Origin of the sequence: Actinophytocola sp., assembly GCF_035762905.1 — a bacterium.
Taxonomy (GTDB): Bacteria; Actinomycetota; Actinomycetes; order Mycobacteriales; family Pseudonocardiaceae; genus DASYTH01.
The window spans coordinates 20,364-42,657 of record NZ_DASUCC010000062.1 but is presented as its reverse complement, the minus strand read 5'-3'; the positions used below and the strand labels follow the sequence as shown (position 1 = coordinate 42,657).

23 protein-coding genes and 1 tRNA gene are annotated in these 22,294 nt (G+C 71.9%); 16 read left to right on the top strand and 8 right to left on the bottom strand.

The annotated features are described in order from the left end of the window. On the top strand, positions 1-306 hold a 306-nt coding region (locus VFV67_RS12215), incomplete at its 5' end, for a nuclear transport factor 2 family protein (RefSeq protein ID WP_326469687.1). Here VFV67_RS12215 and VFV67_RS12210 read toward each other — a convergent pair. Further along, on the bottom strand, positions 227-1,165 hold the full coding sequence (locus VFV67_RS12210) for an alpha/beta fold hydrolase (protein WP_326469686.1): 939 nt from the start codon (positions 1,163-1,165) through the stop codon (positions 227-229). The two genes, VFV67_RS12215 and VFV67_RS12210, sit on opposite strands and share 80 nt — an antisense overlap. A gap of 29 nt (positions 1,166-1,194) precedes the next feature. Further along, the gene (locus tag VFV67_RS12205) at positions 1,195-1,494 is read right to left on the bottom strand and encodes a hypothetical protein (protein ID WP_326469685.1); all 300 of its coding nucleotides are present in this window, start codon (positions 1,492-1,494) and stop codon (positions 1,195-1,197) included. A gap of 153 nt (positions 1,495-1,647) precedes the next feature. On the opposite strand from VFV67_RS12205, the gene VFV67_RS12200 reads away from it, so the two are divergent. The 7 genes from VFV67_RS12200 to VFV67_RS12170 all read left to right on the top strand — a co-directional run bounded on the left by VFV67_RS12200 (position 1,648) and on the right by VFV67_RS12170 (position 7,614). Then, on the top strand, positions 1,648-1,773 hold the full coding sequence (locus VFV67_RS12200) for a hypothetical protein (protein WP_326469683.1): 126 nt from the start codon (positions 1,648-1,650) through the stop codon (positions 1,771-1,773). Between the two features lie 212 nt (positions 1,774-1,985). Then, on the top strand, positions 1,986-2,960 hold the full coding sequence (locus VFV67_RS12195; protein WP_326469681.1) for a DUF3048 domain-containing protein: 975 nt from the start codon (positions 1,986-1,988) through the stop codon (positions 2,958-2,960). Positions 2,961-3,044: 84 nt separating this feature from the next. Next, complete coding sequence (locus VFV67_RS12190; protein ID WP_326469679.1) at positions 3,045-4,028, top strand: ABC transporter ATP-binding protein; 984 nt, start codon at positions 3,045-3,047, stop codon at positions 4,026-4,028. Positions 4,029-4,040: 12 nt separating this feature from the next. Beyond that, positions 4,041-5,204: an ABC transporter permease gene (locus tag VFV67_RS12185; protein WP_326469678.1), complete on the top strand. Its 1,164-nt coding sequence runs from the start codon at positions 4,041-4,043 to the stop codon at positions 5,202-5,204. Further along, positions 5,201-6,361, top strand: a complete 1,161-nt coding sequence (locus tag VFV67_RS12180) for an ABC transporter permease (protein ID WP_326469677.1) — start codon at positions 5,201-5,203, stop codon at positions 6,359-6,361. Before VFV67_RS12185 ends, VFV67_RS12180 begins: the two co-directional genes overlap by 4 nt. Before the next feature lie 19 nt (positions 6,362-6,380). After that, on the top strand, positions 6,381-7,496 hold the full coding sequence (locus tag VFV67_RS12175; RefSeq protein WP_326469676.1) for a serine hydrolase domain-containing protein: 1,116 nt from the start codon (positions 6,381-6,383) through the stop codon (positions 7,494-7,496). Next, complete coding sequence (locus VFV67_RS12170; protein WP_326469675.1) at positions 7,486-7,614, top strand: hypothetical protein; 129 nt, start codon at positions 7,486-7,488, stop codon at positions 7,612-7,614. The genes VFV67_RS12175 and VFV67_RS12170 overlap by 11 nt, the downstream gene beginning before the upstream one ends. 379 nt (positions 7,615-7,993) lie before the next feature. Here the strand turns inward: VFV67_RS12170 and VFV67_RS12165 are convergent. The 3 genes from VFV67_RS12165 to VFV67_RS12155 all read right to left on the bottom strand — a co-directional run bounded on the left by VFV67_RS12165 (position 7,994) and on the right by VFV67_RS12155 (position 9,027). After that, positions 7,994-8,065 (bottom strand) — tRNA-Val (locus tag VFV67_RS12165). Between the two features lie 9 nt (positions 8,066-8,074). Next, positions 8,075-8,539: a peroxiredoxin gene (locus VFV67_RS12160; RefSeq protein WP_326469673.1), complete on the bottom strand. Its 465-nt coding sequence runs from the start codon at positions 8,537-8,539 to the stop codon at positions 8,075-8,077. Positions 8,540-8,595: 56 nt separating this feature from the next. Beyond that, on the bottom strand, positions 8,596-9,027 hold the full coding sequence (locus tag VFV67_RS12155) for a DUF3052 domain-containing protein (protein WP_326469692.1): 432 nt from the start codon (positions 9,025-9,027) through the stop codon (positions 8,596-8,598). Positions 9,028-9,291: 264 nt separating this feature from the next. Between VFV67_RS12155 and aceE the strand changes: the two genes are divergently transcribed. The 7 genes from aceE (at position 9,292) to VFV67_RS12120 (ending at position 18,607) form a co-directional block, all read left to right on the top strand. Beyond that, on the top strand, positions 9,292-12,057 hold the full coding sequence (gene aceE, locus VFV67_RS12150; RefSeq protein WP_326469671.1) for a pyruvate dehydrogenase (acetyl-transferring), homodimeric type: 2,766 nt from the start codon (positions 9,292-9,294) through the stop codon (positions 12,055-12,057). 240 nt (positions 12,058-12,297) lie between these two features. Next, the gene (locus tag VFV67_RS12145) at positions 12,298-13,476 is read left to right on the top strand and encodes a PucR family transcriptional regulator (protein WP_326469669.1); all 1,179 of its coding nucleotides are present in this window, start codon (positions 12,298-12,300) and stop codon (positions 13,474-13,476) included. A gap of 172 nt (positions 13,477-13,648) precedes the next feature. Beyond that, on the top strand, positions 13,649-14,596 hold the full coding sequence (locus VFV67_RS12140; protein ID WP_326469667.1) for an ACP S-malonyltransferase: 948 nt from the start codon (positions 13,649-13,651) through the stop codon (positions 14,594-14,596). Next, positions 14,593-15,567: a beta-ketoacyl-ACP synthase III gene (locus VFV67_RS12135; RefSeq protein WP_326469665.1), complete on the top strand. Its 975-nt coding sequence runs from the start codon at positions 14,593-14,595 to the stop codon at positions 15,565-15,567. Before VFV67_RS12140 ends, VFV67_RS12135 begins: the two co-directional genes overlap by 4 nt. 23 nt (positions 15,568-15,590) lie before the next feature. Next, entirely contained in the window at positions 15,591-15,854 is a 264-nt protein-coding gene (locus VFV67_RS12130) for an acyl carrier protein (protein WP_414636233.1), read from the top strand. Positions 15,855-15,884: 30 nt separating this feature from the next. Continuing rightward, positions 15,885-17,129 carry a beta-ketoacyl-ACP synthase II gene (locus tag VFV67_RS12125; RefSeq protein WP_326469662.1) on the top strand — a complete coding sequence of 415 codons (1,245 nt, stop codon included), beginning with the start codon at positions 15,885-15,887 and terminating at the stop codon, positions 17,127-17,129. Positions 17,130-17,176: 47 nt separating this feature from the next. Further along, the gene (locus VFV67_RS12120; protein ID WP_326469661.1) at positions 17,177-18,607 is read left to right on the top strand and encodes an acyl-CoA carboxylase subunit beta; all 1,431 of its coding nucleotides are present in this window, start codon (positions 17,177-17,179) and stop codon (positions 18,605-18,607) included. Between the two features lies 1 nt (position 18,608). On the opposite strand, the gene VFV67_RS12115 is transcribed toward VFV67_RS12120, so the two are convergent. Together VFV67_RS12115 and VFV67_RS12110 are read right to left on the bottom strand one after the other, a co-directional pair. Next, on the bottom strand, positions 18,609-19,181 hold the full coding sequence (locus tag VFV67_RS12115) for a hypothetical protein (protein ID WP_326469660.1): 573 nt from the start codon (positions 19,179-19,181) through the stop codon (positions 18,609-18,611). Between the two features lie 19 nt (positions 19,182-19,200). After that, positions 19,201-19,692, bottom strand: coding sequence for a DUF3145 domain-containing protein (locus VFV67_RS12110; RefSeq protein WP_326469659.1), 492 nt, complete (start codon positions 19,690-19,692; stop codon positions 19,201-19,203). A 225-nt stretch (positions 19,693-19,917) separates the two neighbouring features. Between VFV67_RS12110 and VFV67_RS12105 the strand changes: the two genes are divergently transcribed. Continuing rightward, a complete protein-coding gene (locus VFV67_RS12105; RefSeq protein ID WP_326469658.1) occupies positions 19,918-21,237 on the top strand; it encodes a hypothetical protein in 1,320 nt (439 codons plus the stop codon). 19 nt (positions 21,238-21,256) lie between these two features. Here VFV67_RS12105 and VFV67_RS12100 read toward each other — a convergent pair whose 3' ends face one another. Further along, the gene (locus VFV67_RS12100) at positions 21,257-22,270 is read right to left on the bottom strand and encodes a D-cysteine desulfhydrase family protein (protein WP_326469656.1); all 1,014 of its coding nucleotides are present in this window, start codon (positions 22,268-22,270) and stop codon (positions 21,257-21,259) included. Positions 22,271-22,294: the final 24 nt, after the last annotated feature.

The following is a 22,294-nucleotide window of genomic DNA, read 5'->3' as shown; positions in this document are numbered from 1 at the left end:
GGAGACATGACCGGTGTGCCACTGGCCGAAAACTTCACCTTCACCGGCCCGATCGCCAGCTTCTCCGACGCCGACCGGTTTCGGACCATGGCCCGCCAGGCCGGCGCCGCCGTGCGCAGCTTCGCCCTACGCCACCAGTTCATCGACGGTGACCTGGTCTGCTCAGTGATCGACTGGGAGATGGCGATGCTGCCCGGGGTGCTCACCGCCGCCGAGATACTGCAGATCAAGGACGGCACCATCGTGCGCGGCGAACTGATCTACGACGCCGAAGACCTCCGCAAGGCGATGACATCCACGCCGTAACACCCGCGCGCGGGATTACCGCCGGCCGCGGCAGCCGGACAAGGTAGGCCACGCTCGCGACGATGAACGCCGGCACGGCATCGGTGTCTACTGTGGACAGACGGGCCTTGTCGAGCGGGCCGTACTCGGCGGCGCCGGTGCCGTCGATGCCCGGTGGGCGGTGCGCCTGGAAGTAGGCCGTCTTCGGGTAGTTGGCGAGCGTGTCGTAGTAGCCGACGATGAACGCGTTGGCGTAGATGTCCCGGTATGGCGGCGGGCCGAACTCGCGCATCCGCTCGGCCAGCGCGGTGTCGCCGGTTCGGGTCGCGTGCTCGAGCAGCTGCCGGTAGATGATCTGGTCGCTGGCGAGCTGGCTGGCCATCTGCCCGGCGCCGATGTAGGCGTGGAAGAGCTCGGGGTTGCGTTGGGCGGCAAGCACTCCCAGCGTCGAGCCCCACGAGTTTCCGAACAGGTAGATCTTCTCGGCGCCGAACCGGGCGGCCAGGTACCGCGCCAGCGCCACGGTGTCGGCCACCGCCTGCTCCAGAGTCCAGGTGCTGGACGGATCCAGCGCCGCATAGGAGGTCCCGGCGCCGCGCTGGTCCCAGACCGAGAACACGAAATCGTCCTCCAGGCCGGCCATGTACGCGCGGGTGTACCCGAGATCGCTCTGCCCGGGTCCGCCGGCGAGGTAGAGCAGCACCGGGTTAGCCGTACTCCGCGCGCGGATCAGCACGGTCTGCTCATGCCCGCCAAGGGAGACCTTCGCCAACTCGGCGACGCTGCCGGCCATCGGCCGGCCGTCGGCGGCCAGGATCGGCTCGGTGCTCCCGGGCCGGGCGAGCAGCACCCCGAACGCGACCAACGCGACGGCCAGCATGGCCACCACGATGCGCCGAACCCACAGCGCTACCCGGTACCACCCAACCGGTTCGCGGTATCCGGGCGCGGTTCGCCGGGCCAGGCCCGCTCCCCGGCCGCGCCGAGCATCATCGGCACGAGCTGCACAACGGCCTGAAACCCACCGCCCACCACGAACACCAACACCCCGATCCTGGCGGACAGGTCCGGCCGGTCGACCGACGGGCCGACCACACCGATCCGCCCGATCTCGCAGGCGACGGCGAACGCGGCCGGCGCGACGAGCACCGCCCACCGGGACCGGGCCACCCACCCCGCGACACCGCCGACCAGAAAGCAAACAGTCATCCCGGCCAGAACCTCAACCGGCGTTATCGGGCCACGCGGCATGGCCAAGGCCGTCGCCAGGCCAGCGGCCGCGCCGACCAGTGCGGCGGCGCCCAGCCGCCGCCAGCTTGTTCCAGCCACCGTAATGCTCCGGGACGAGCCGGCTCCGGAATCGTGTTCGAACCCACCCGGACCCGCGCCTGCGCCGCCCGCGCCTCGGACAACCCCCGCACCAGTTGCTCGGTCGCGCTCGCCGAGAAGTCCTTTCTGACCCTGCTGTTGGCCTCCCGTCCACACTGACCCGACCACTGCCGGCCACACGAGGGACCAACGGCACGCACCGCCCCAGCCGAAATGCCCACAACACCTGGTCACCCGCGAGCGGCGGGAACCTTGGTCCGCACCGTGCGCGGGTCTGCCACGAGGGGCCAAGGACCCACAACGGCAAGGACTCTCGACGGGTTTGCCGGGCGTGGCCGGTGTCCAGACTGGAGTCGAGGGAAGTGGTCAGAATGCGTGGGCAGACACCGAACCGGGCCCGGCTCTGGTGGACGGTCGGGCTGACCATCGCGGTCGTGATCGCGGCTGTCGCGCTGATCACCCGCGGCCCGTCCACCTACCCGGGCACCCCCAACGTGGCGCCCGGGACGACGCCGACGGCCACCGCACCGGCGGTCCCGCCAGCGGGAGCACCCGGCCTCGCGGTCAAGATCGACAATGTCCGGGACGCGCGACCCGCGACCGGTCTTGGCGCCGCGGACGTGGTGTACGTCGAACCGGTCGAGGGCGGCCTGACCCGCCTGGTGGCACTGTATGACGGCGAGGTGCCGGCGGTGATCGGGCCGGTGCGCAGCGCCCGGCGCACCGACATCGAGCTGCTGGGCCAGTACGGGCGACCGGTGTTCGCCTACTCCGGTGCCGCCCCGGAACTGCTGCCCGCCCTGCGCGCGGCGAACCTGGTCAACGCCTCGCCGGCCGAGGTGCCAGGTGCGTACCACCGCGGTTCCGAGCACTCCGCACCGCACAACCTCTACCTGTCCGCCCGGCGACTGCCGGGCGGCTCGGCCGCCCCGGCCACACCGGCCCTTCAGTACGGTGCCGCCCCCGCGACCGGCGCCCCGAGCACCCGGCTCGATGTCCGGTACCCGGCGAGCAGTTTCACCTTCATCTGGTCCGGCGAGGACTGGCAGGTGTCGATGGACGGCACCCCGTTGAGCTCCACCGAGTCGGGCCGGCTCAGCGCCGCCACGGTGATCGAACAACGGGTCGTGATCACGGCAGCCGAGTCCACGGTGGACGGTCCCGGCGGCTCGCCGGTGGCCCGCACGGTGGGCCGGGGCAGCGCCACCGTGCTACGCGACGGCCAGCGGTTCGACGCCACCTGGTCCCGACCGGCGGCCGGCGCGCCCACCCGGTTCCACACCGCGTCCGGCCTGCCGCTGCCCCTCGCACCCGGACCGGTGTGGATCCTGCTCGTGCCCGCCTGAACGTCCCGCCGGGCCGTGTCCTAGGTCCCTGGCGACCCAGGGCGGCTCGTGACCTACTGGGGGCGAGCTGAGGAGGTGAAGACCTTGGCACAGGCGGATGTGACCGCTACAGCCAGGTCCACCACCACCGGTGCGGTGCTGGAGTGCTCCGGCCTGACCCGGCGGTTCGGTGGCCGGGTCGCGGTGGACGGCGTGAGCCTGCGCATCGCGCCCGGCGAGACCTACGGGCTGCTGGGCCCGAACGGCGCCGGCAAGACGACCGTGATCCGCATGGTGTGCGGGCTGCTGCGCCCGGACGCCGGGACGGTCGTGGTGGCCGGCCGGACGATGTCCGCGGCCGGCGGGCTGCGGGCGCGGGAGCTGATCGGGTATGTGCCGCAGGAAGTGGCGCTGTATCCCGATCTGACCGCGCGGGAGAACCTGCGGTTCTTCGGCCGGATGTACCGGCTGCGCGGTGCCCGGCTGAACCGGCGGGTCGAGGCGGTACTGGAGCTGGTGGATCTCACCGAGCGGGCCGGCGAGCGGGTGGAGTCCTTCTCCGGAGGCATGCGCCGGCGGCTCAACATCGGCGCCGGGCTGCTGCACGAGCCGACGCTGCTGGTGCTCGACGAGCCGACGGTGGGCGTGGACCCGCAGAGCCGGCACGCGATCCTGGAAAGCATCCAGCGGTTCGGCCGGTCCGGCATGGCCGTGCTCTACACCACGCACTACATGGAAGAGGCCGAACGCCTCTGCGACCGGGTGGGCATCATCGACCACGGCCGGCTGATCGCCGAAGGCACCCACGGCGAGCTGGTCGCGCAGGTGGCCGAACGCGACACGATCAAGCTGGTCGCCACCGGCGACCTGGCCACCTTCGCCGTCGCCTGCCGGGACCTGGCCGGCGTGCACGGCGCGGACACCACCGACGGCGAGGTGCACCTACTGGCCGACTTCGGCCGCCGCCTGCTGCCGGCCGTGCTCGAGCTGGCCGACCGGCGCGGGGTCACCGTGCGCAGCGTGCAGGTGATCGAGCCCGACCTCGAGTCGGTGTTCCTGCACCTGACCGGCACCGCGCTGAGGGAATGAATCAGGCACGCCATGTCACCGGTACTCGCCATCGCCGCCAAGGACCTGCGCCAGCGCCTGCGCGACCGGTCCGCCATCGTTCTCGGGTTCGTTGCCCCGGTTGTCATCGCGACCCTGATGAGCTTCGCGTTCGGCGGCGGGGACAGCTACCACCTCGACGCCGCGGTGGTGGACAACGACCACGGCGAACTGGCTGCCGCCTTCACCCAGGTGTTGCGCGACCCGGAACTGTCCGACCTCGTCACGGTGCGAACCGTGCCGAGCGAGGCCGACGCCCGCTCCCAGGTGGACAGTGGTGAGGTCGGGGCCGCGTTCGTCATCCCCGCCGGGTTCACCGCGGCCGCACGCGGCGGGACCGCGGCGCCGGTGACGGTGCTCGGCCGCGTCGACGAGCCGGTGGCCCAACAGGTCGGCCAGGCCATCGCGGACGGGTTCGCCGCGCAGCTGGACGCCGTGCGGCTGTCCGTGGCCACCGCGCTGTCCTCCGGCGCCACCCCGGACGGGTTGCCGGCGCTCGCCGCCGAGGCCGCGGCGCGCCGGCTGCCCGAGCAGGTCGCCGCGGTCCCGGCCGGCACCCGGCAGCTGCGGTCGATCAGTTACTTCGGCCCGGCCATGGGAATCTTCTTCGCGCTGTTCGCGGTCAGCTTCACCGCACGCGGCTATTTCCTCGAGCGGCAGACCGGCACCCTGGACCGGATCCGCGCCGCCCCGCTGCGGCCCGCCGTGGTGCTGGCCGGAAAGTCGTTGGCCACCCTGGGCTACGCGCTGGCCAGCCTCACCACGATGGCCCTGGTCACCACGCTGGCGTTCGACGCGTACTGGGGTCCGCCGCTGGCCGCCGCCGCGCTGCTGGTGGCCATGGCGCTGGCCATGGTCGGGCTGACCGCGCTGGTGATCTCGCTGTCGCGCACCGAGCGGCAGGCCGAGGGAATCGCCGCGATGCTCACCTTCGGCCTGGTGCTGCTCGGCGGCAACTTCGTCTACGTGTCCATGGCACCGCCGCTGCTGCGCACGCTCGCACTGCTCACGCCCAACGGCTGGGCGCTGCGCGGCTTCACCGACCTGGCCACCGGCGCCGGCCCGTCCGCCGTGCTCGTGCCGGTGCTGGCGATGCTGGCCTTCACCGCGGCGTGCGGCGGGCTGGCGGTGCTGCTGTCGAGGAGGGCGGCCCGATGACCGCGCTCACCATCATGGCCACCGGCCTGCGCCGGCTGGCCCGCGACCGCACCGCGCTGTTCTTCATGGTGCTGCTGCCGATCGTGATCATCCTGGTGATCGGGGCGACCGTGCGCGACACCGGCGAGATCCGCATCGGTGTGGTCGCCGCCGAACGGACTCCGCTGGCCACCGAACTGGTCACCGACCTGCGGCAGTCCCCGGCTGTCAGCGTGACCGACTACGCCGGAGAGTCCGAGGCCCGCAACGCGTTGCGCCGCAACGAACTGGACGCGGTCCTCATCGTTCCCGCCGGGCTGGACGGCACGCTGCGCTCCGGTGGTACGGTCACGATCCCCCTGCTCGGCAGCGCCGCGCAGTCCATCCAGCAGGCGGCCCGGTCGGCCGTCTCCGGCCTGGTCGCCCGGCACGCGGCGCGGGTCGAGGCGGCGAGGTTCACCGTGGACAACCTCGGCGGCACGTTCGATGAACGACTCGCCACCGCCACCCGACTACAGGCCAGCGTCGGCACGGTCACCGTACGCACCGAAACCGTCGACGCCACCAGCGACTACCTCCCGCTGGGCTTCAGCTACAGCGCACCCACCATGCTCGTACTGTTCGTGTTCATCAACGCCCTCGCCGGCGGCGCGGCCATCATCGAGTCCCGCCGGCTCGGCATCTATGACCGCGTCTGCGCCGCGCCGATCCGCCCACACGACATCGTCTTCGGCGAAACCCTCACCTACCTCGCCGTGGCGCTGCTGCAGTCGTTGCTGATCGTCGGCATCGGAGCGGTCCTGTTCGGGGTTCGCTGGGGCGACCCGCTGGCCGCCGCCGCGCTCATCACCGTGTGGGCCCTGGTCGGCACCGGCACCGGAATCCTGGCCGGCACCCTGTTCCGCACCCCCGAACAGGCCGGCGCCATCGGCCCCGCGATCGGCATCGCCTGCGGCATGCTCGGCGGCGCCATGTGGCCATTGGAGATCGTGCCGCAGACCATGCGCACCATCGGGCACATCACCCCACACGCCTGGGCCATCGACGGCTGGATCGAGATCCTCTCCCGCGGCGGCGGCATCCCCCAGATCGCCACCCAACTGACCGTCCTCGCCGCTGTCGCCCTGACCCTGCTGACCATAGCCAGCATCCGGCTCGGACGGCGGCTCACCGCATGATCGGACGGGAAGGTCACAGATGAACACGGGTGGATTTGATGCGCTGGAGGGACGCATAGCGGCGCTCACCCGGGCGAACCGGGTACCAGGGCTGTCGATCGCCGTGGTGGGAGCGGACGGTGAGCGGTGGCAGCGCGGGTTTGGCGTAACGGACCTGAGCAGTGGGATACCGGCGGGTGCGCGGACTCCGTATCTGTGGTTCTCGATGACGAAGATCGTCACCGCGACCGCCGTGCTGCGCCTGGCCGGCACCGGTGCGCTCGACCTCGACGCCCCGGTGACCGACTACCTCCCGTCATTCGCGAGGGTGGTACAGCCGCGGCCGGTGTCCGTGCGGCACCTGCTGTCCCACAGTTCCGGCCTGGCCAACCCGCTGCCGATCCGCTGGGTCCGGCCCGCCGACGCACCGGCCCCCGACCAGGCCGCGTTCGTGGAGCGGCTGCTTGCCCGCCACCGCCGGCTCGCATTCGCCCCTGGGGAGCGGGCCCGTTATTCCAACCTGGGTTACCTGGTCCTGGGACAGATCGTGGCGGCGGTCGCCGGCGAACCGTTCGAAACCCACCTCCGCACCCACGTGCTGGAGGCGCTCGGGATGGCCCAAACCGGCTTCAGCTACGCCGACGTGGGCGACGAGGAACCGGCAACCGGATACCAGCGGCTGCCCGCCGCACTGACACCGCTGCTGCGGGCGATCCTGCCGGCTGGAATCGTCGCCGGCCGGCAGGGCCGCTACGTCGCCTACAACCCGTTCCACGTTCTCGGCGCCGCCTACGGCGGACTCGTCGGCGGGGTAACCGACGCGGCACGGCTGGCGATGTTGCACCTCAACGACGGCGTCGTGGCCGGGGTGCGACTACTTCCGGCCGGCGTCGCCGCGCAGATGCGGCAGGTCACGGCGCGCGGTGGCCCGCTGGACATCGGACTGGGCTGGTACCGGCCGGCCGGGCGCGATCCGTCCTTCGTCGAACACCTCGGCGGCGGCAGCGGATTCTGGAACGTCATCCGGCTCTACCCCAACGCCGGCCTCGGCATCGTGATCATGGGCAACACCACCCGGTACGACCACGAGGCCATCCTTGCCGCGGTCATCCGATCCGCTGACCGCCAGCCAGGAGGAAGCCATCATGATCGGTAGGAAGGCGGATCGCCGGTATCGGCGATTGGCCGGGCAGGTCGCCGCCGCCGGGCTGGCCGCCGGCCCGGGAGACGAGACGCCGGTGACTGAGGCGGACCTGGCCGACGTTCGATGCTGAATGAACGCACGCCCATCGCAGTGGTCACGGCAGCGCTTGAGCTCCCGGTAGAACGAGTCGAGCACGTCCACGTCCAGCTTGTGGACCTTGACCGCGCCCACGAACGGGTTGATGTGGCGCCGCACGTAGATCTGCAAGGCCTCGAGCCAACTGTCCGACCCCTCCCACTGAGCCAGGTGGCGCTCCTTGTCCACTCCCGCGTACACGCGGACGCGCAGCGACCGCTCTTGAGCGTTTCGATGCTCCCCGCTGGACGCTTGCGGCCACGGGGGCCTCCCCCGTCTTCCCCCATATCCCGAGAGTACGTCTTCCGCCCAGAGATGCCACGCGATCCTTTCCAAGATCGATGGAGGTGGCCGTTTGACGAGGTCAGACAGGGTGGGCGCAGCAGGACTCGAACCTGCGACCGCTCGGGTGTAAACCGAGTGCTCTTCCGCTGAGCTATGCGCCCTGTGCGGGGTCAGGGGGCGAGGGTGGCGATGGCGTTCTTCCAGCCGGTTTGGTCGCGGGCATCGCCGGGTTGGTTGACTTCGGTGAAGCGGACGGTGCCGGTGGTGTCGATCAGGAACGTGCCGCGCAGGGCCAGGCCGGCCTTGTCGTTGAACACGCCGTAGTTGGTGGCCACGGCGCCGTGCGGCCAGAAGTCCGACAGCAGGGGGAACTTGTAGCCTTCCTGGTCGGCCCAGGCTTTGAGGGCGAAGGGGGAGTCCACCGAGACGCCGAGGACCTGCACGTTGCGGTTGCTGTAGTCGGTCAGCTCGTCGCGGAGTTGGCACAGCTCGCCGGTGCAGACGCGGCTGAAGGCGAACGGGTAGAAGATCAGCAGGACGTTCTTGTCGCCCTGGAACGACGACAGGGTGACCTGCTGCTTGTTCGAGTCGCTGAGCGTGAAATCCGGTGCCTTCGTGCCGACCTCGACCGCCATGGTCAGCCCTCCCTCGTTCGTGCCGATCCGTCCCGGACCAGCCTAGGGCACCATGGTCAGCGCTTGGACTTGGCCGACTTCGGCGCCACCAGCCTGGTGGCGGTCCAGTCGTCCCCCACACTGGCGGTGGACGTCTGGGCCAGGCCGGCGGTCGGCACCGCCTCGGCGATCTCGCTGGGCTCGACGTGGCCGTCGCGCCCGGTCTTGGGAGTGAGCACCCAGATCACGCCGTTGTCGGCCAGTGGGCTGATCGCGTCCATCAGCGCGTCGACCAGGTCGCCGTCGTCTTCGCGCCACCACAGCAGTACCACGTCCACGACCTCGTCGGCGTCCTCGTCGAGGAGGTCGCCGCCGATCTTCTCCTCGATCGCGGCGCGCACGTCGTCGTCGACGTCCTCATCCCAGCCGATCTCCTGGACAACCATGTTGGCTTCGATCCCGAGCCTTTCGGCGACGCCGATCTTCCCGGCGTCTTCCGCGGCGACCACGGCCTGCTCCTCCATCTACGTAGGGCTCCCGAGGTGAAAATTGGTCTTGCGACAGCGAACACTGGTGGGGCCCACCTGCGCAACCGTCCAACCGTCGACACGCCGGAACTCGTGCCGCGGTCGCTGATCGTGCTGCTACCGACGGGTAACGATGACGACGGCGGCGATCACGACGACGATGGACACCACGACGGCTACCGGCCACGGCGGGGAGCGCGACCCGGCCAGTAACGTGGGCCGAAAGACCAGGTAATGGAGATCCCGTTGGCTACCTCGAGCAGTGCGAGCGGTCCGGAGCGGGTCCGGGTTATCCGCGACGGCCTCGCCGCCTATCTGCCAGACATCGACCCGGACGAGACGGCCGAGTGGCTGGAGTCCTTCGACCAGATGGTGCGCAACGGTGGTCAGCAGCGCGCCCGCTACCTGATGCTCCGGCTGCTCGAGCGGGCCCGGGAGAGCCGGGTCGGCGTGCCGGCGCTGACCAGCACCGACTACGTGAACACGATCCCGACCGACCGGGAGCCGTGGTTCCCCGGCGACGAGGAGGTGGAGCGCCGCTACCGGGCGTGGATCCGGTGGAACGCGGCGATGACCGTGCACCGCGCGCAGCGCCCGGGCGTCGGCGTCGGCGGGCACATCTCCACCTACGCCTCCTCGGCCGCGCTCTACGAGGTCGGCTTCAACTGGTTCTTCCGCGGCAAGGACCACGCCGGCGGCGGCGACCAGGTGTTCATCCAGGGCCACGCCTCGCCCGGCATCTACGCCAGGGCCTTCATGGAGGGCCGGCTGTCCGCCGACGCGCTGGACGGCTTCCGCCAGGAGCTGTCGCACGGCGGCCCGGGCGCCGGCCTGCCGTCCTACCCGCACCCGCGGTTGATGCCGGACTTCTGGGAGTTCCCGACCGTGTCGATGGGCCTCGGCCCGATGAACGCGATCTTCCAGGCCCGGTTCAACCGGTACCTGCGCGACCGGGGCATCCGGGACACCTCGGACCAGCGGGTCTGGGCCTTCCTCGGCGACGGCGAGATGGACGAGCCGGAGTCGCGCGGCCTGATCCACGTCGCGGCCAACGAGGGCCTGGACAACCTGACCTTCGTGATCAACTGCAACCTGCAGCGGCTGGACGGCCCGGTGCGCGGCAACGGGAAGATCATCCAGGAGCTGGAGGCGTTCTTCCGGGGCGCCGGCTGGAACGTGATCAAGGTGATCTGGGGCCGGGAGTGGGACGCCCTGCTGCACGCCGACCGGGACGGCGCCCTGGTCAACCTGATGAACACCACGCCGGACGGTGACTACCAGACCTACAAGGCCAACGACGGCGCGTTCGTCCGCGAGCACTTCTTCGGCCGCGACCCCCGCACCAAGGAACTGGTCGCGCCCATGACCGACCAGGACATCTGGAATCTCAAGCGCGGCGGCCACGACTATCGCAAGGTGTACGCGGCCTACCAGGCGGCCACCGAGCACCACGGCCAGCCGACCGTCATCCTGGCCAAGACGATCAAGGGTTACGGGCTCGGGCCGCACTTCGAGGCGCGCAACGCCACCCACCAGATGAAGAAGATGGCGCTGGGCGACCTCAAGCTGTTCCGGGACACGCTGCGCATCCCGATCACCGACGCTGATCTGGACCGCGACCCGTACCTGCCGCCGTACTACCACCCCGGGCCGGACGCGCCGGAGATCCAGTACATGCTGGAGCGGCGCCGCCAGCTCGGCGGGTTCGTACCGGAGCGGCGCGGCAAGTCCAAGGCGCTGGTGCTGCCCGGCGACAAGGTCTACGACGTGATCCGGCGCGGCTCGGGCAAGCAGGAGGTCGCCACCACGATGGCGTTCGTCCGGCTGGTCCGGGACCTGGCCAAGGACGCGGAGATCGGCCCCCGGCTGGTGCCGATCATCCCGGACGAGGCGCGCACGTTCGGCATGGACTCGATGTTCCCGAAGCAGAAGATCTACAACCCGCTCGGCCAGCTCTACACCTCGGTGGACGCCTCGCTGATGCTGTCCTACCAGGAGAGCGAGCAGGGCCAGATTCTGCACGAGGGGATCAACGAGGCCGGCTCGAGCGCGTCGTTCATCGCCGCCGGGACCGCGTACGCCACGCACGGCGAGCCGATGATCCCGATCTACATCTTCTACTCGATGTTCGGCTTCCAGCGCTCCGGCGACAACCTGTGGGCCGCGGCCGACCAGATGACCCGCGGGTTCCTGCTCGGCGCCACGGCCGGCCGGACCACGCTGACCGGCGAGGGGCTGCAGCACAATGACGGGCACTCGCTGCTGCTCGCCGCGACGAACCCGGCGGTGGTGGCCTACGACCCGGCCTGGTCGTTCGAGATCGCGCACATCGTGCGGGACGGGCTGCGCCGGATGTACGGCGAGCAGGCCGAGGACATCTACTACTACCTGACCGTCTACAACGAGCCGTACGTGCAGCAGCCCGAGCCGGACAACCTCGACGTGGAGGGGCTGCTCCGCGGTCTGTACCACTACCGGGCCGCGCCGGACGGCACCGGCCCGTCGGCGCAGATCCTGGCCGCGGGCGTGGCGATGCCGGCGGCGCTGAAGGCCCAGCGGCTGCTCGCCGACGAGTGGCAGGTGCGGGCCGACGTCTGGTCGGCGACCTCCTGGTCGGAGCTGCGCCGCGAGGCGGTCGACGTCGACCGGCACAACCTGCTGCACCCGGAGGCCGAGCCACGGATCCCGTACGTGACCACCGTGCTGGCCGGCACGCAGGGGCCGGTGGTGACGGTGTCGGACTGGATGCGCGCGGTTCCGGACCTGATCCGGCCGTGGGTGCCGACCGACATGGTCAGCCTGGGCACCGACGGGTTCGGCTTCTCCGACACCCGCCCGGCGGCCCGGCGGCACTTCCTGGTGGACGCCGAGTCGATCACGGTCGGCGTGCTGGCCGCGCTGGCCCGGCGCGGCGAGGTGGAGCAGTCCTCGGTGGTCGACGCGGCCCGGCGGTACCGGATCGACGACGTGTCCGCCGCCGGTCCGCAAACCTCGGATCCGGGCGTGGCCTAACGGCGCGGTGGTTCGTTGGTCCGGTAAGGACAGTCCTTGTTGGACCGATTCGCGTAGCACGAACGGGGGACGGGTCTGGCGCGGGCTTGGCCGGATCGTCCATAGTGGAGAGACCGGTGGGGACCGGGGAGATGGGCCGCCTGGCGTCGGGCGCACCGAGTTCGCCAGGCGGCCCCGCCCTGTTTGACGGCGGGTGACCGGCCGCAGCCACCGATGAGCGGGCGTGCGATTCTGGGGTCCATGAGCGGCACGGGCGAGACGGAGTTGTCGGCCGCGACGTTCGCGGCGCTCGAGCACGCTTCCGGCAAGATCGCCTCCGCCGCCCTCGCCGCGATGGAGGAGCAGTTTCCGTGGTTCGCCCGGATGCCGGCGGACCAGCGGGCCAGCGTGCTGTTCATCGCCCAGACCGGCGCCGCCGGGTTCGCCGCCTGGCTGCGCGACCGGTCCGACGCGCTGCGGCTGACCACCTACGCGTTCCGCGGCGCGCCCCAGGACCTGTCCCGCTGGATCAGCCTGCGGCAGACCGTCGAGCTGGTCCGGGTGGCGTTGCAGGTGCTGGAGCGCCAGGTGCCGGAGCTGGCCGCGGACGAGCCGGAGCGGCAGGTGCTGACCGAGGCGGTGCTGCGCTACGGCCGGGAGGTGGCGTTCACCTCGGCGATGTCCTACGCCTCTGCGGCCGAGGCACGCGGGGCGTGGGACGCCCGGCTGGAGGCGTCGGTGGTGGACGGGATCGTGCGCGGCGACGCCGAGGAGTCGCTGCTGTCCCGGGCGGCCGCGCTCGGCTGGGATCCGGCGGCGCAGGCCACGGTGCTGGTCGGCAACCCCTCCTCGGACGACCCGCCGACGGTGGTCTACGAGGTGCGCAGCCGGGCCGCGCGGGCCGGCCGTTCGGTGCTGCTCGGCGTGCAGGGTGCCCGGCTGGTGGTGCTGCTGGCCGGCCCGGCCGAGCCGGGCGTGCTGGCCAAGATGGTCAACGCGTTCGGCGCCGGACCGGTGGTGGCCGGCCCGACCGTGCCGAGCATCGCCGAGGCGCACCGCAGCGCGGCGGACGCGCTGTCCGGGCTGCGCGCGGTGGTGGCCTGGCCGGCGGCGCCACGTCCGGTGCGGTCCACCGACCTGCTGCCCGAGCGGGCGCTGGCCGGCGACCCGGAGGCCGAGCGGCAGCTGATCGACCAGGTGGCCCGGCCGCTGGAGCAGGCCGGCGGTGGCCTGCTGGAGACCGTGGAGGCCTACCTGGAGAACGGCGGCGTGCTGGAGACCTGCGCGCGGACGCTGTTCGTCCATCCGAACACGGTCCGCTACCGGCTGCGCAAGGCCGCCGAGGTGACCGGGTGCAACGCGAACCTGTCGCGGGACGCGCTGGTGCTCCGGGTGGCGCTCGCGGTCGGCCGGCTGTCTCGCTCGCGTGGGCTGTGGTGAACTGGGTAACCCGTTAGTGTCACCAAGGCGTCACCGTGAGAAACAGACAATGATTTCCGGCTAACAGCGTTAATGGGCCGGCAACTATTGTAGAAAGCCTACAAGACGGCTGTCCTAGATTCGTACCTCTCGGCATGGCTCGCGGCCGGACCGACCGGGGAGAGTGGTTGCCGTGCTCGTTTTGCTCGCCCCAGGTCAGGGCGCCCAGTCGCCCGGCATGCTCACCCCATGGCTCGAGGTCGACGGGGTGCCGGACACGATCGCCCGCTGGTCCGAGCTCACCGGGCTGGATCTGCTGCACCTGGGCACCGAGGCGGACGCCGAGGAGATCAAGGACACCGCGGTGACCCAGCCGCTGGTGGTCGCGCTGGCCCTGCTGGCCCACGCCGAACTGGAGCGCCGCGTCCCGGTGCCGGCCGGCACCATGGTCGCCGGACACTCGGTCGGTGAGCTGGCCGCCGCGGCCATGGCCGGGGTGCTCAGCCCGGACGACGCGGTCGCGCTGGCCGCGGTGCGCGGCCGGGAGATGGCCGCCGCGTGCGCGCTGGAGCCCACCGGCATGGCCGCCGTCATGGGCGGCGACCCGGACGAGGTGGTCGACTGGCTGGCCGGCTTCGGCCTGGTCGCCGCGAACCGCAACGGCGCCGGGCAGATCGTCGCCGCCGGGGCGCTGGACGCACTGGACAAGGCCGTGGCCGCCGAGGACCGTCCGGCCGGCAAGGTGATCAAGCTCAAGGTGGCCGGCGCGTTCCACACGCACTACATGGCGCCGGCCCGGGAAGCCATGCGGCAACGGGCCGGCGACGTCCGGGTGGCCGACCCGGTCCGGCCGCTGCTGTCCAACGCGGACGGGCAACCGGTCAGCAGCGGCGCGGAGATGCTCGACCGGCTGGTCGCGCAGGTGACCAGCCCGGTGCGGTGGGACGCGTGCCTGGCCACGATGGCCGCGGCCGGGGCCGACGCGCTGGTCGAGCTGCCCCCGGCCGGAACGCTGACCGGCCTGGCCAAGCGCGAGTTGAAGGGCACCAGGACGGTGGCCGTCAAGGTGCCCGCCGACCTTGCCAAGGTGGCCGACCTGATCGGCCCGGAAACCGAGACAGCGGACGGGAGTTCAACGTGACCACACTGCGGCTGCCTGGCGGCGCCACGGCTACGAGGATCCTGGGGATCGGGAGCACGCAGCCGGAGCGGGTAGTCACCAACGACGACCTGTCCAAGATCATGGACACCACCGACCAGTGGATCCGGGAGCGGGTCGGGATCGTCGAGCGCCGGTTCGCCGACAAGGACGAGTCCGCCGAGGACATGGCCGTGGTCGCCGGCTCGAAGGCGCTGGCCGACGCCGGGCTGGCCCCGACCGACGTGGACACGGTGATCCTGGCCAACTGCACGTCGGTCACGCCGATCCCGAACGGCGCCGCGCCGGTGGCCGACCGGATCGGGGTGAGGGCGGCCGGCGCGTTCGACCTCAACGCCGCGTGCGCCGGGTTCTGCTACGCCCTCGGCGTCGCCTCCGACCTGGTGCGGTCCGGATCCGCCGGCCGGGTGCTGGTGATCGGGTCGGAGAAGCTGACCGATCTGGTCGACCCGGTCGACCGGGCCAACGCGATCATCTTCGCCGACGGCGCAGGCGCCGCCGTGGTCGGACCGGCCGAGGAGGCCGGGATCGGGCCGGTGGTCTGGGGTTCCGCCGGCGACATGGTCGACATGATCGGCATGCGGGACGGGAAGTACATCTTCCAGGAGGGGCAGTCGGTCTTCCGCTGGGCGACCACGCAGATCGCGCCGATCGCCCTGCGCGCACTGGACGCCGCCGGAATCCAACCGTCCGATGTGGACGTCCTGGTGCCGCACCAGGCGAACCTGCGTATCGTCGAGGCGATCGCCAAACGGCTGCGGGCCAAGGGCGCGCGGGAGGACATGGTCGTCGCCGACGACATCGTCCATTCGGGCAACACCTCCTCGGCCTCCATTCCGATGGCGCTGGACCACATGCGGGCGGGCGGCCGGGTGCACTCCGGCGACGTCGCGCTGCTGATCGGGTTCGGCGCCGGCCTGTCCTACGCCGGCCAGGTCGTGATCTGTCCCTAAGAAACCGAAAGGAAGGAATCTCCATGGAGAACGATGCCGCCAAGGGCTTGAGTGACGCGCAGATCCTCGAAGGGCTCGCCGAGATCGTCGAAGAGGTCGCCGGAGTGGCGGTAGAGGACGTGACCGCCGAGAAGTCCTTCGTCGACGACCTGGACATCGACTCGCTGTCCATGGTCGAGATCGCCGTGCAGGCCGAGGACCGGTTCGGGGTCAAGATCCCGGACGACGAGCTGGCCAACCTCAAGACCGTTGGCGACGCCGTGAGTTACGTCTCCAAGAACGTATAGCGGATCTCTTTTCCAGGACACGGAGGGGTAGTGAGCAAAGCCGACATCGTCATCACCGGGATAGGCGCCACCACGCCGCTTGGCGGCGATGTGATGTCCACCTGGGACGCAATGCTGGCCGGGCGCAGTGGCGTGTCCGCACTCGAGACGGACTGGATCGAGCGGTTCGACCTGCCGGTGCGGATCGCCGCTCAGCTCGCGGTCGAACCGACGGAGATCCTGCCGAGGGTCGAGGCTCGCCGCCTGGACCGCTGCGAGCAGGTCGCCATCGTGGCGGCGCGGGAGGCCTGGCGGGACGCCGGACTGGGCGAGCCGGGCGACACCACCGCGGTGGATCCGGACCGGCTCGCCGTGGTGATCGGCACCGGGATCGGCGGCGCGATGACCCTGCTGAACCAGGACGACCTCCTGGAGAGTGCCGGGCTGCGCAAGGTCTCCCCGCTGACCGTGCCGATGCTCATGCCCAACGGCCCGGCCGCGCACGTCGGCCTGGATCTCAAGGCGCGGGCCGGGGTGCACGCCCCCGTGTCCGCCTGCGCGTCCGGTGCCGAGGCGTTGGCCTGGGGCTGGCGCATGCTGCGGTCCGGCGAGGCCGACGTGGTGGTGGCCGGCGGGGCCGAAGCCTGCATCACCGGGATCACCATGGCCGGGTTCACCCAGGCCCGCACCATGAGCACCCGCAACGACGAGCCGGCCAGGGCGTCCCGGCCGTTCGACGTGCACCGGGACGGCTTCGTGCTCGGCGAGGGCGCCGGGATCATGGTGCTGGAGCGGGCCGAGCACGCGGCGGCGCGCGGCGCCCGGGTGTACGGCCGGCTGGCCGGCATCGGCACCAGCGCCGACAGCTACCACATCACCGCCCCGGACCCGGAGGGCGTCGGCCAGGCCAGGGCCATCTCGGCGGCGCTGCGCAGCGCCGGCGTCGACCCGGCCGACGTGGGCCACGTGAACTGCCACGCCACCGCCACGCCGGTCGGCGACGTGGCCGAGACCGTGGCCGTGCGCAAGGCGATCGGCGACCACCCGGTGCTGACCGCGCCGAAGAGCGCGTTCGGCCATCTGCTCGGCGCGGCCGGCGCGGTCGAGGCGATCATCACCGTGCTGTCCATCCAGGACGGGCTGGTGCCGGCCACGCTGAACCTGGACGACCTGGACCCCAAGGTGCTGCTCGACGTCGTCGCAGGCGAGCCGCGCAAGATCGAGCTGACCGCCGCCGTGAACGACTCGTTCGGCTTCGGCGGCCACAACGTCGCACTGCTCTTCACCGCGGCCTGACCACGAGCCCGGCCGTGGACTTACCCGTCTCCAAGGAGGAGCGCCCGATGACCGCAGTGGCCACCCGGCCCGGAGCCCGCCAGCTCGATCCCCGGGAACCCGAGGTCCGGCTCGCCGCGCTGCTGGACGCCGGCTCGATGGCCCCGCTGCGCCCGGCGGACTCGTCCGGCGTGTACGCCGTGCGCGGGCGGATCGACGGCACCAAGGTGATCGCCTACTGCACCGACGCCACCAAGATGGGCGGGGCGATGGGCACCGAGGGGTGCCGGCACATCGTCGAGGCGATCGACACGGCGGTGCGCGAGCGCTGCCCGGTGCTCGGCGTGTGGCACTGCGGCGGGGCGCGGCTGGCCGAGGGCGTCGAGTCGCTGGACGCGGTCGGCTCGGTGTTCGCCGCGATGATCCGGGCGTCCGGCCGGATCCCGCAGATCTCGGTGGTGGTCGGCCCGGCGGCCGGCGGCGCGGCCTACGGCCCGGCGCTGACCGACGTGGTGATCATGTCGCCGGAGGGCCGGGTGTTCGTCACCGGTCCGGACGTGGTGCGCAGCGTCACCGGCGAGCAGATCGACCAGGAGGGGCTCGGCGGGGCCGAGGCGCACGGCCGGCGCTCCGGCGTGGTGCACGTGCTGGCGCACGACGAGCCGGACGCCTACCGGCGGGCCCGGCGGATCACCTCGCTGTTCGCCCGGCCCGGCCTGTTCGACCTGCACGCCGTGCGCGCCGAGGAGAACCTGCGGGTGCTGCTGCCGGCGGCGGCCAACCGGGCCTACGACGTCAAGCCGCTGCTGCGCGGCATCCTCGACCACGACCAGGACGGTTCGTCGATGTTCGAGGAGTTGCAGGCGCGCTGGGCGCCGAACGTGGTGGTCGGGCTCGGCCGGCTGGGCGGCCGCACGGTCGGCGTGATCGCCAACAACCCGCTGCGCAAGGGCGGCTGCCTGGACTCGCTGTCCGCCGAGAAGGCCGCCCGGTTCGTGCGGATGTGCGACTCGTTCGGCGTTCCGCTGCTCGTGGTGGTGGACGTGCCCGGCTACCTGCCTGGGGTCGGCCAGGAGTGGGAGGGCGTGGTGCGCCGCGGCGCGAAACTGTTGCACGCCTTCGCCGAGGCCGTGGTGCCGCGGGTGACCCTGGTGACCCGCAAGGCCTACGGCGGCGCCTACATCGCGATGAACTCGCGCTCGCTCGGCGCCACCGCGGTGTTCGCCTGGCCGGAGGCCGAGGTGGCGGTGATGGGCGCCAAGGCCGCGGTCGGCATCCTGCACCGCAAGCGGCTCGCCGCCGCCCCGGAGGAGGACCGCGAGGCGCTGCACGCCCGGCTCACCGACGAGCACGAGCGGATCGCCGGCGGGGTCGACCGGGCGATGGCCATCGGGGTGGTCGACGAGGTGATCGAGCCCCGGCACACCCGGCGCAAGCTCGCCGAGGCCCTGGCCGCCGCGCCGGCCGGTCGCGGCGCGCACGGCAACATCCCGCTGTAGCTCAGCAGGCTTCGGTCAGGGTGCTGCCGAGCAGCCCCTTGTCCAGCCGCCACACGTCGTCCTCGTAGAGGAACGCGTACACCAGCCGCCATCGCACGCAGTCCGCGTCGGGCAGCTCGTGCGTGCCGTCCCGAGGATCCTGCGTGCTGGTGAAGCTGATCAGCACCCGGGCGGTGCCGGGCAGGCCGGTCTCGATCCGCCAGACCACGATGGATCCGTCCCGGGTGCTGCGGTAGTCGTCGCGCCACTGGTCCCGGCCGTACTCGGCGGCGAACCGCCGGGTGACCGCCCGGCGCCACCGGTCGTAGTCCTTGGCGTTGATCGCGTCGAAGTAGGTCTGCAGGGTCGCCCGCACCTCCGGGTAGAGCGGGTGCTGGGCGGCGTCCTCGACCGGCGCGACGGTCGGGTCGCCCGGCTGCGCGCTGTCCGGGATCTCGGACTCGCTCGGCAGCACCGCGGCCGGCGGGAGCGGCTCAGGCTCGAAGTAGAGCTGCCGCGCGACGATGCCCACCGAGACCGTGGCGATCATCGCGATCAGCACCACGGGCAGCACCCAGCGCGGCTTGGCGGACATGCGGCCAGCGTCGCACGCCCTACCCGACCCGGTGCAACCAGGTGACCGGCGCCCCGTCGCCGGCCCGGCGATACGGCTCGAGCGCCGCGTCCCAGGAGGCCCCGAGCAACTCGTCGACGGCGTGCGCGAACGACTCGCCGGCCCGGCTCGCGGCGGCCAGCGCGCGCAGCCGGTCCTCGGCGACCACGATGTCCCCGTTGGCGCTGGTCCGCGCCCGCCACAGGCCGAGCGTGGGCGCGAAGCAGAACCGCTCCCCGTCGACGCCGGGGCTGGGCTCCTCGGTGACCTCGAACCGGATCATCGGCCAGGCCTTGAGCGCGGCGGCCAGTTTGCCCGCGGTGCCGGGATCGGCGGTCCAGCAGCACTGGGCGCGCAGTTGTCCTGGAGCGGCCGGCTGGGCCGTCCACTGTAGATCGGCACGGGTCCCCAGGGTGCCCGAAATAGCCCACTCGACGTGCGGACATACCGCAGAAGGCGACGAGTGGACGTATACCACGCCACGGGTGCTCACTGCTGACCTCCGCTGCTCGACGAGGATCGTCTTCCCCTACGTCCTCGCGATCACGGCGGCAGCCGGCCACCCGAAGTCTATTGTGCCCTGTGATCCGGCGCTTTGGCCACATGATCCTCCCGGACGAGTGATCCGGATCCCGATCCCGCGTCGGATTGACCGATCCACGGGGCGCGCGGCCCGGTGCCGGGCTAACGTTGACCCAACGCGGCTGGGAGGTTCGAGGTGCGGCTGGTCCGACTCGGCGATGGGGCATCCGAGGTCGGTGTGGACGTGCGTGCGGCACTGGCGTCCTGGGGGCGCGGCGACGCCGTGGTCGGCGGGATCGCGCTGACCGGATGCCAGCCACCCGGCTGTCCGCGACCGGTCGAGGCGATCGTGGTTGTACCGCGCGGCATCCTGGTGGTGGTCGGCATCGACCTGCCGGATCCGGCGGTGCGCCTGGACGCGCCGCTGTCCGGGCAGTGGAAGACCGACGGCTGGCCGCTGGTCCGCGGCGACGGCATGGTCAACCCGGGGGCCGAGGCGCTCGAGGCGGCCGAGGCGATCTCCGCGCGGCTGGAGCGGGCCCGGGCGGAGCAGCTGCCGGTCGGCACCGTGATCGCGGTCGGACCCTATGTGTCCCAGGTGGTTCAGCCGACCTCGGACCTGCTGCGCGGCGTGCGCATCCTGCACCCGGAGCCGATGACGCTGCTCGGCGCCACCCGGGAACTGGCCGTGTACTCGGGAACCTGCACGGTCGACGGGGCACAGCGGGTGATCTCGGCGCTCAGCCCGGACACCACCGTCGATCCGGCCGACCTGATCGCCGAGGGGTTCGTCAACGCCGCGTTCCCGACCCTCAACGTCGCCACCACCACCCTGATCCCCCGGGTCCGCGACCCCGCACCGCCGGCCGGCCGGCGGCCCACCGCCCCGCTTCGCCCCGGCGCGCGCTCGCCGCACCCGCTGCGCTGGCTGCCGGTCGGCGCCGCGATCCTGGTGGCCCTGCTCATGATCACCGGCGTGGTCCTCGCGGTGACCTCCTCCGCGGGCTCCGACTCCGAGACCGCCGCCCCGGCCAACCGCGGCCAGCCCGCCGGCACTCCCCCGACCGGCATCACCATCGGCGGCGTGGCGTTCCAGCCCAAGGGCGACTCCCGCACCGCCGACTGCGCCAGCCACGCCTACGGCGACCTGCAGGCCTGGCTGCGCAACGGCCGATGCAGCGAGCTGATCCGGCAGCGCTTCGAGTCCACAGTGGACCAGCAGCGGGCGGCGGTGCTGGTCGCCGTGCTCCGGTTCACCGATCCCGCATCGGCCACCGAGCTCCGCACGGTCGCCGACCGCCCCGGCAGCGGCGCCGTCACCGATCAGTCCGTGGAAGGTACCGCCTGGCCCGACGGGGCCAAACCCCTCTTCGAGTCCGCCGCCTACGCCAGCGGCCGCGAGGGCAACAGCGTCCGGCTCGTCCAGGCGGTCTGGATCGACCAGCAGTCCACCCCGGAAAACCCCGCACTCAGGGACCTCGCCACCAAAGCCCTACAACTCCCGGCCCCTGGATGATCCACGGGACGGACGCTGGTCATGGGTGGGTGGCGGCGATCAACTCGGGGGCGTAGCCGAACAGGCCGGGTAGGCCGCCGGTGTGCAGGAACAGCACGGTCTCGTCGCGGCCCAGCTCCCGGGTGTGCACGGCGTCGATCAGCGCAGCGCCGGCCTTGCCGGTGTAGACCGGGTCGAGCGTGATGCCCTCGGTGCGGCCGAACAGCCGGATCGCCTCCCACACCTGCTCGGTCGGGACGCCGTAGCCCGGGCCGAGCGCGCGGTCGGTCACCCGGACCTGGTCCAGTTCCGGCGGCGGCACCCGGAGCAGCGCGGCCGCCTCGTGCACCAGCCGGCGGATGTCCGCCGGTTTGCCGTCGGCCGGTGGCGACACGGCCGCCGCGTCGATGCGCACCGGCCAGCCGAGCAACGCCGTGCCGAGCGCCAGCCCGGCGACCGTGCCCGAGCTGCCGGCCGGGCAGACGATCCGGTCCACCGCCACCGATCCGAGCTGATCGCGCAGCTCCACGGCGGCGGCAACGTAGCCGAGCACGCCGACCCCGTTGGACCCGCCGACCGGAAGCGTGGCCACCGTCCGCCCCCGGGCCGTCGCCGACTCGACCACCTGCCGGTAGGTCGCCGCCGTCGCCTGCTCGTCGTCGCACAGGTGCACCCGCGCCCCGTACAGCAGATCGAGCGCGACGTTGCCGGACCGCTCGTAGGCGTCGCCGCCCCTCGGCACCGACCGGGTCAGCACCAGCTCGCAGTGCAGTCCCAGCCGCGCGCAGGCCGCCGCGGTCTGCCGGCCGTGGTTGGTCTGCACCCCGCCGAACGTGACCACCGTGTCCGCGCCGTCGGCGAGCGCGGCACCCAGCAGGAACTCCAGTTTGCGCAGCTTGTTCCCGCCGACCCCGAGCCCGTTCACGTCGTCCCGCTTGACCAGGATCCGCGGACCGCCGAGCGCCTCGGTCAGCCGGCGGCACTCCTCGAGCGGGGTCGGCCAGTTGCCCAGCGCGACCCGGGGGAACCGGGACAGGTCGACCGGGGATGTCACGCTCCGCGCTCCTTAGAATGGGCG

Coding starts and splice junctions, on each gene's coding strand:
- VFV67_RS12210 (WP_326469686.1), bottom strand. CDS start 1,165: ATGCTGGCCGTCGCGTTGGTCGCGTTCGGGGTGCTGCTCGCCCGGCCC.
- VFV67_RS12205 (WP_326469685.1), bottom strand. CDS start 1,494: ATGACTGTTTGCTTTCTGGTCGGCGGTGTCGCGGGGTGGGTGGCCCGG.
- VFV67_RS12195 (WP_326469681.1), top strand. CDS start 1,986: ATGCGTGGGCAGACACCGAACCGGGCCCGGCTCTGGTGGACGGTCGGG.
- VFV67_RS12185 (WP_326469678.1), top strand. CDS start 4,041: ATGTCACCGGTACTCGCCATCGCCGCCAAGGACCTGCGCCAGCGCCTG.
- VFV67_RS12180 (WP_326469677.1), top strand. CDS start 5,201: ATGACCGCGCTCACCATCATGGCCACCGGCCTGCGCCGGCTGGCCCGC.
- VFV67_RS12175 (WP_326469676.1), top strand. CDS start 6,381: ATGAACACGGGTGGATTTGATGCGCTGGAGGGACGCATAGCGGCGCTC.
- VFV67_RS12170 (WP_326469675.1), top strand. CDS start 7,486: ATGATCGGTAGGAAGGCGGATCGCCGGTATCGGCGATTGGCCGGGCAG.
- VFV67_RS12160 (WP_326469673.1), bottom strand. CDS start 8,539: ATGGCGGTCGAGGTCGGCACGAAGGCACCGGATTTCACGCTCAGCGAC.
- VFV67_RS12145 (WP_326469669.1), top strand. CDS start 12,298: ATGAGCGGCACGGGCGAGACGGAGTTGTCGGCCGCGACGTTCGCGGCG.
- VFV67_RS12130 (WP_414636233.1), top strand. CDS start 15,591: ATGGAGAACGATGCCGCCAAGGGCTTGAGTGACGCGCAGATCCTCGAA.
- VFV67_RS12120 (WP_326469661.1), top strand. CDS start 17,177: ATGACCGCAGTGGCCACCCGGCCCGGAGCCCGCCAGCTCGATCCCCGG.
- VFV67_RS12115 (WP_326469660.1), bottom strand. CDS start 19,181: ATGTCCGCCAAGCCGCGCTGGGTGCTGCCCGTGGTGCTGATCGCGATG.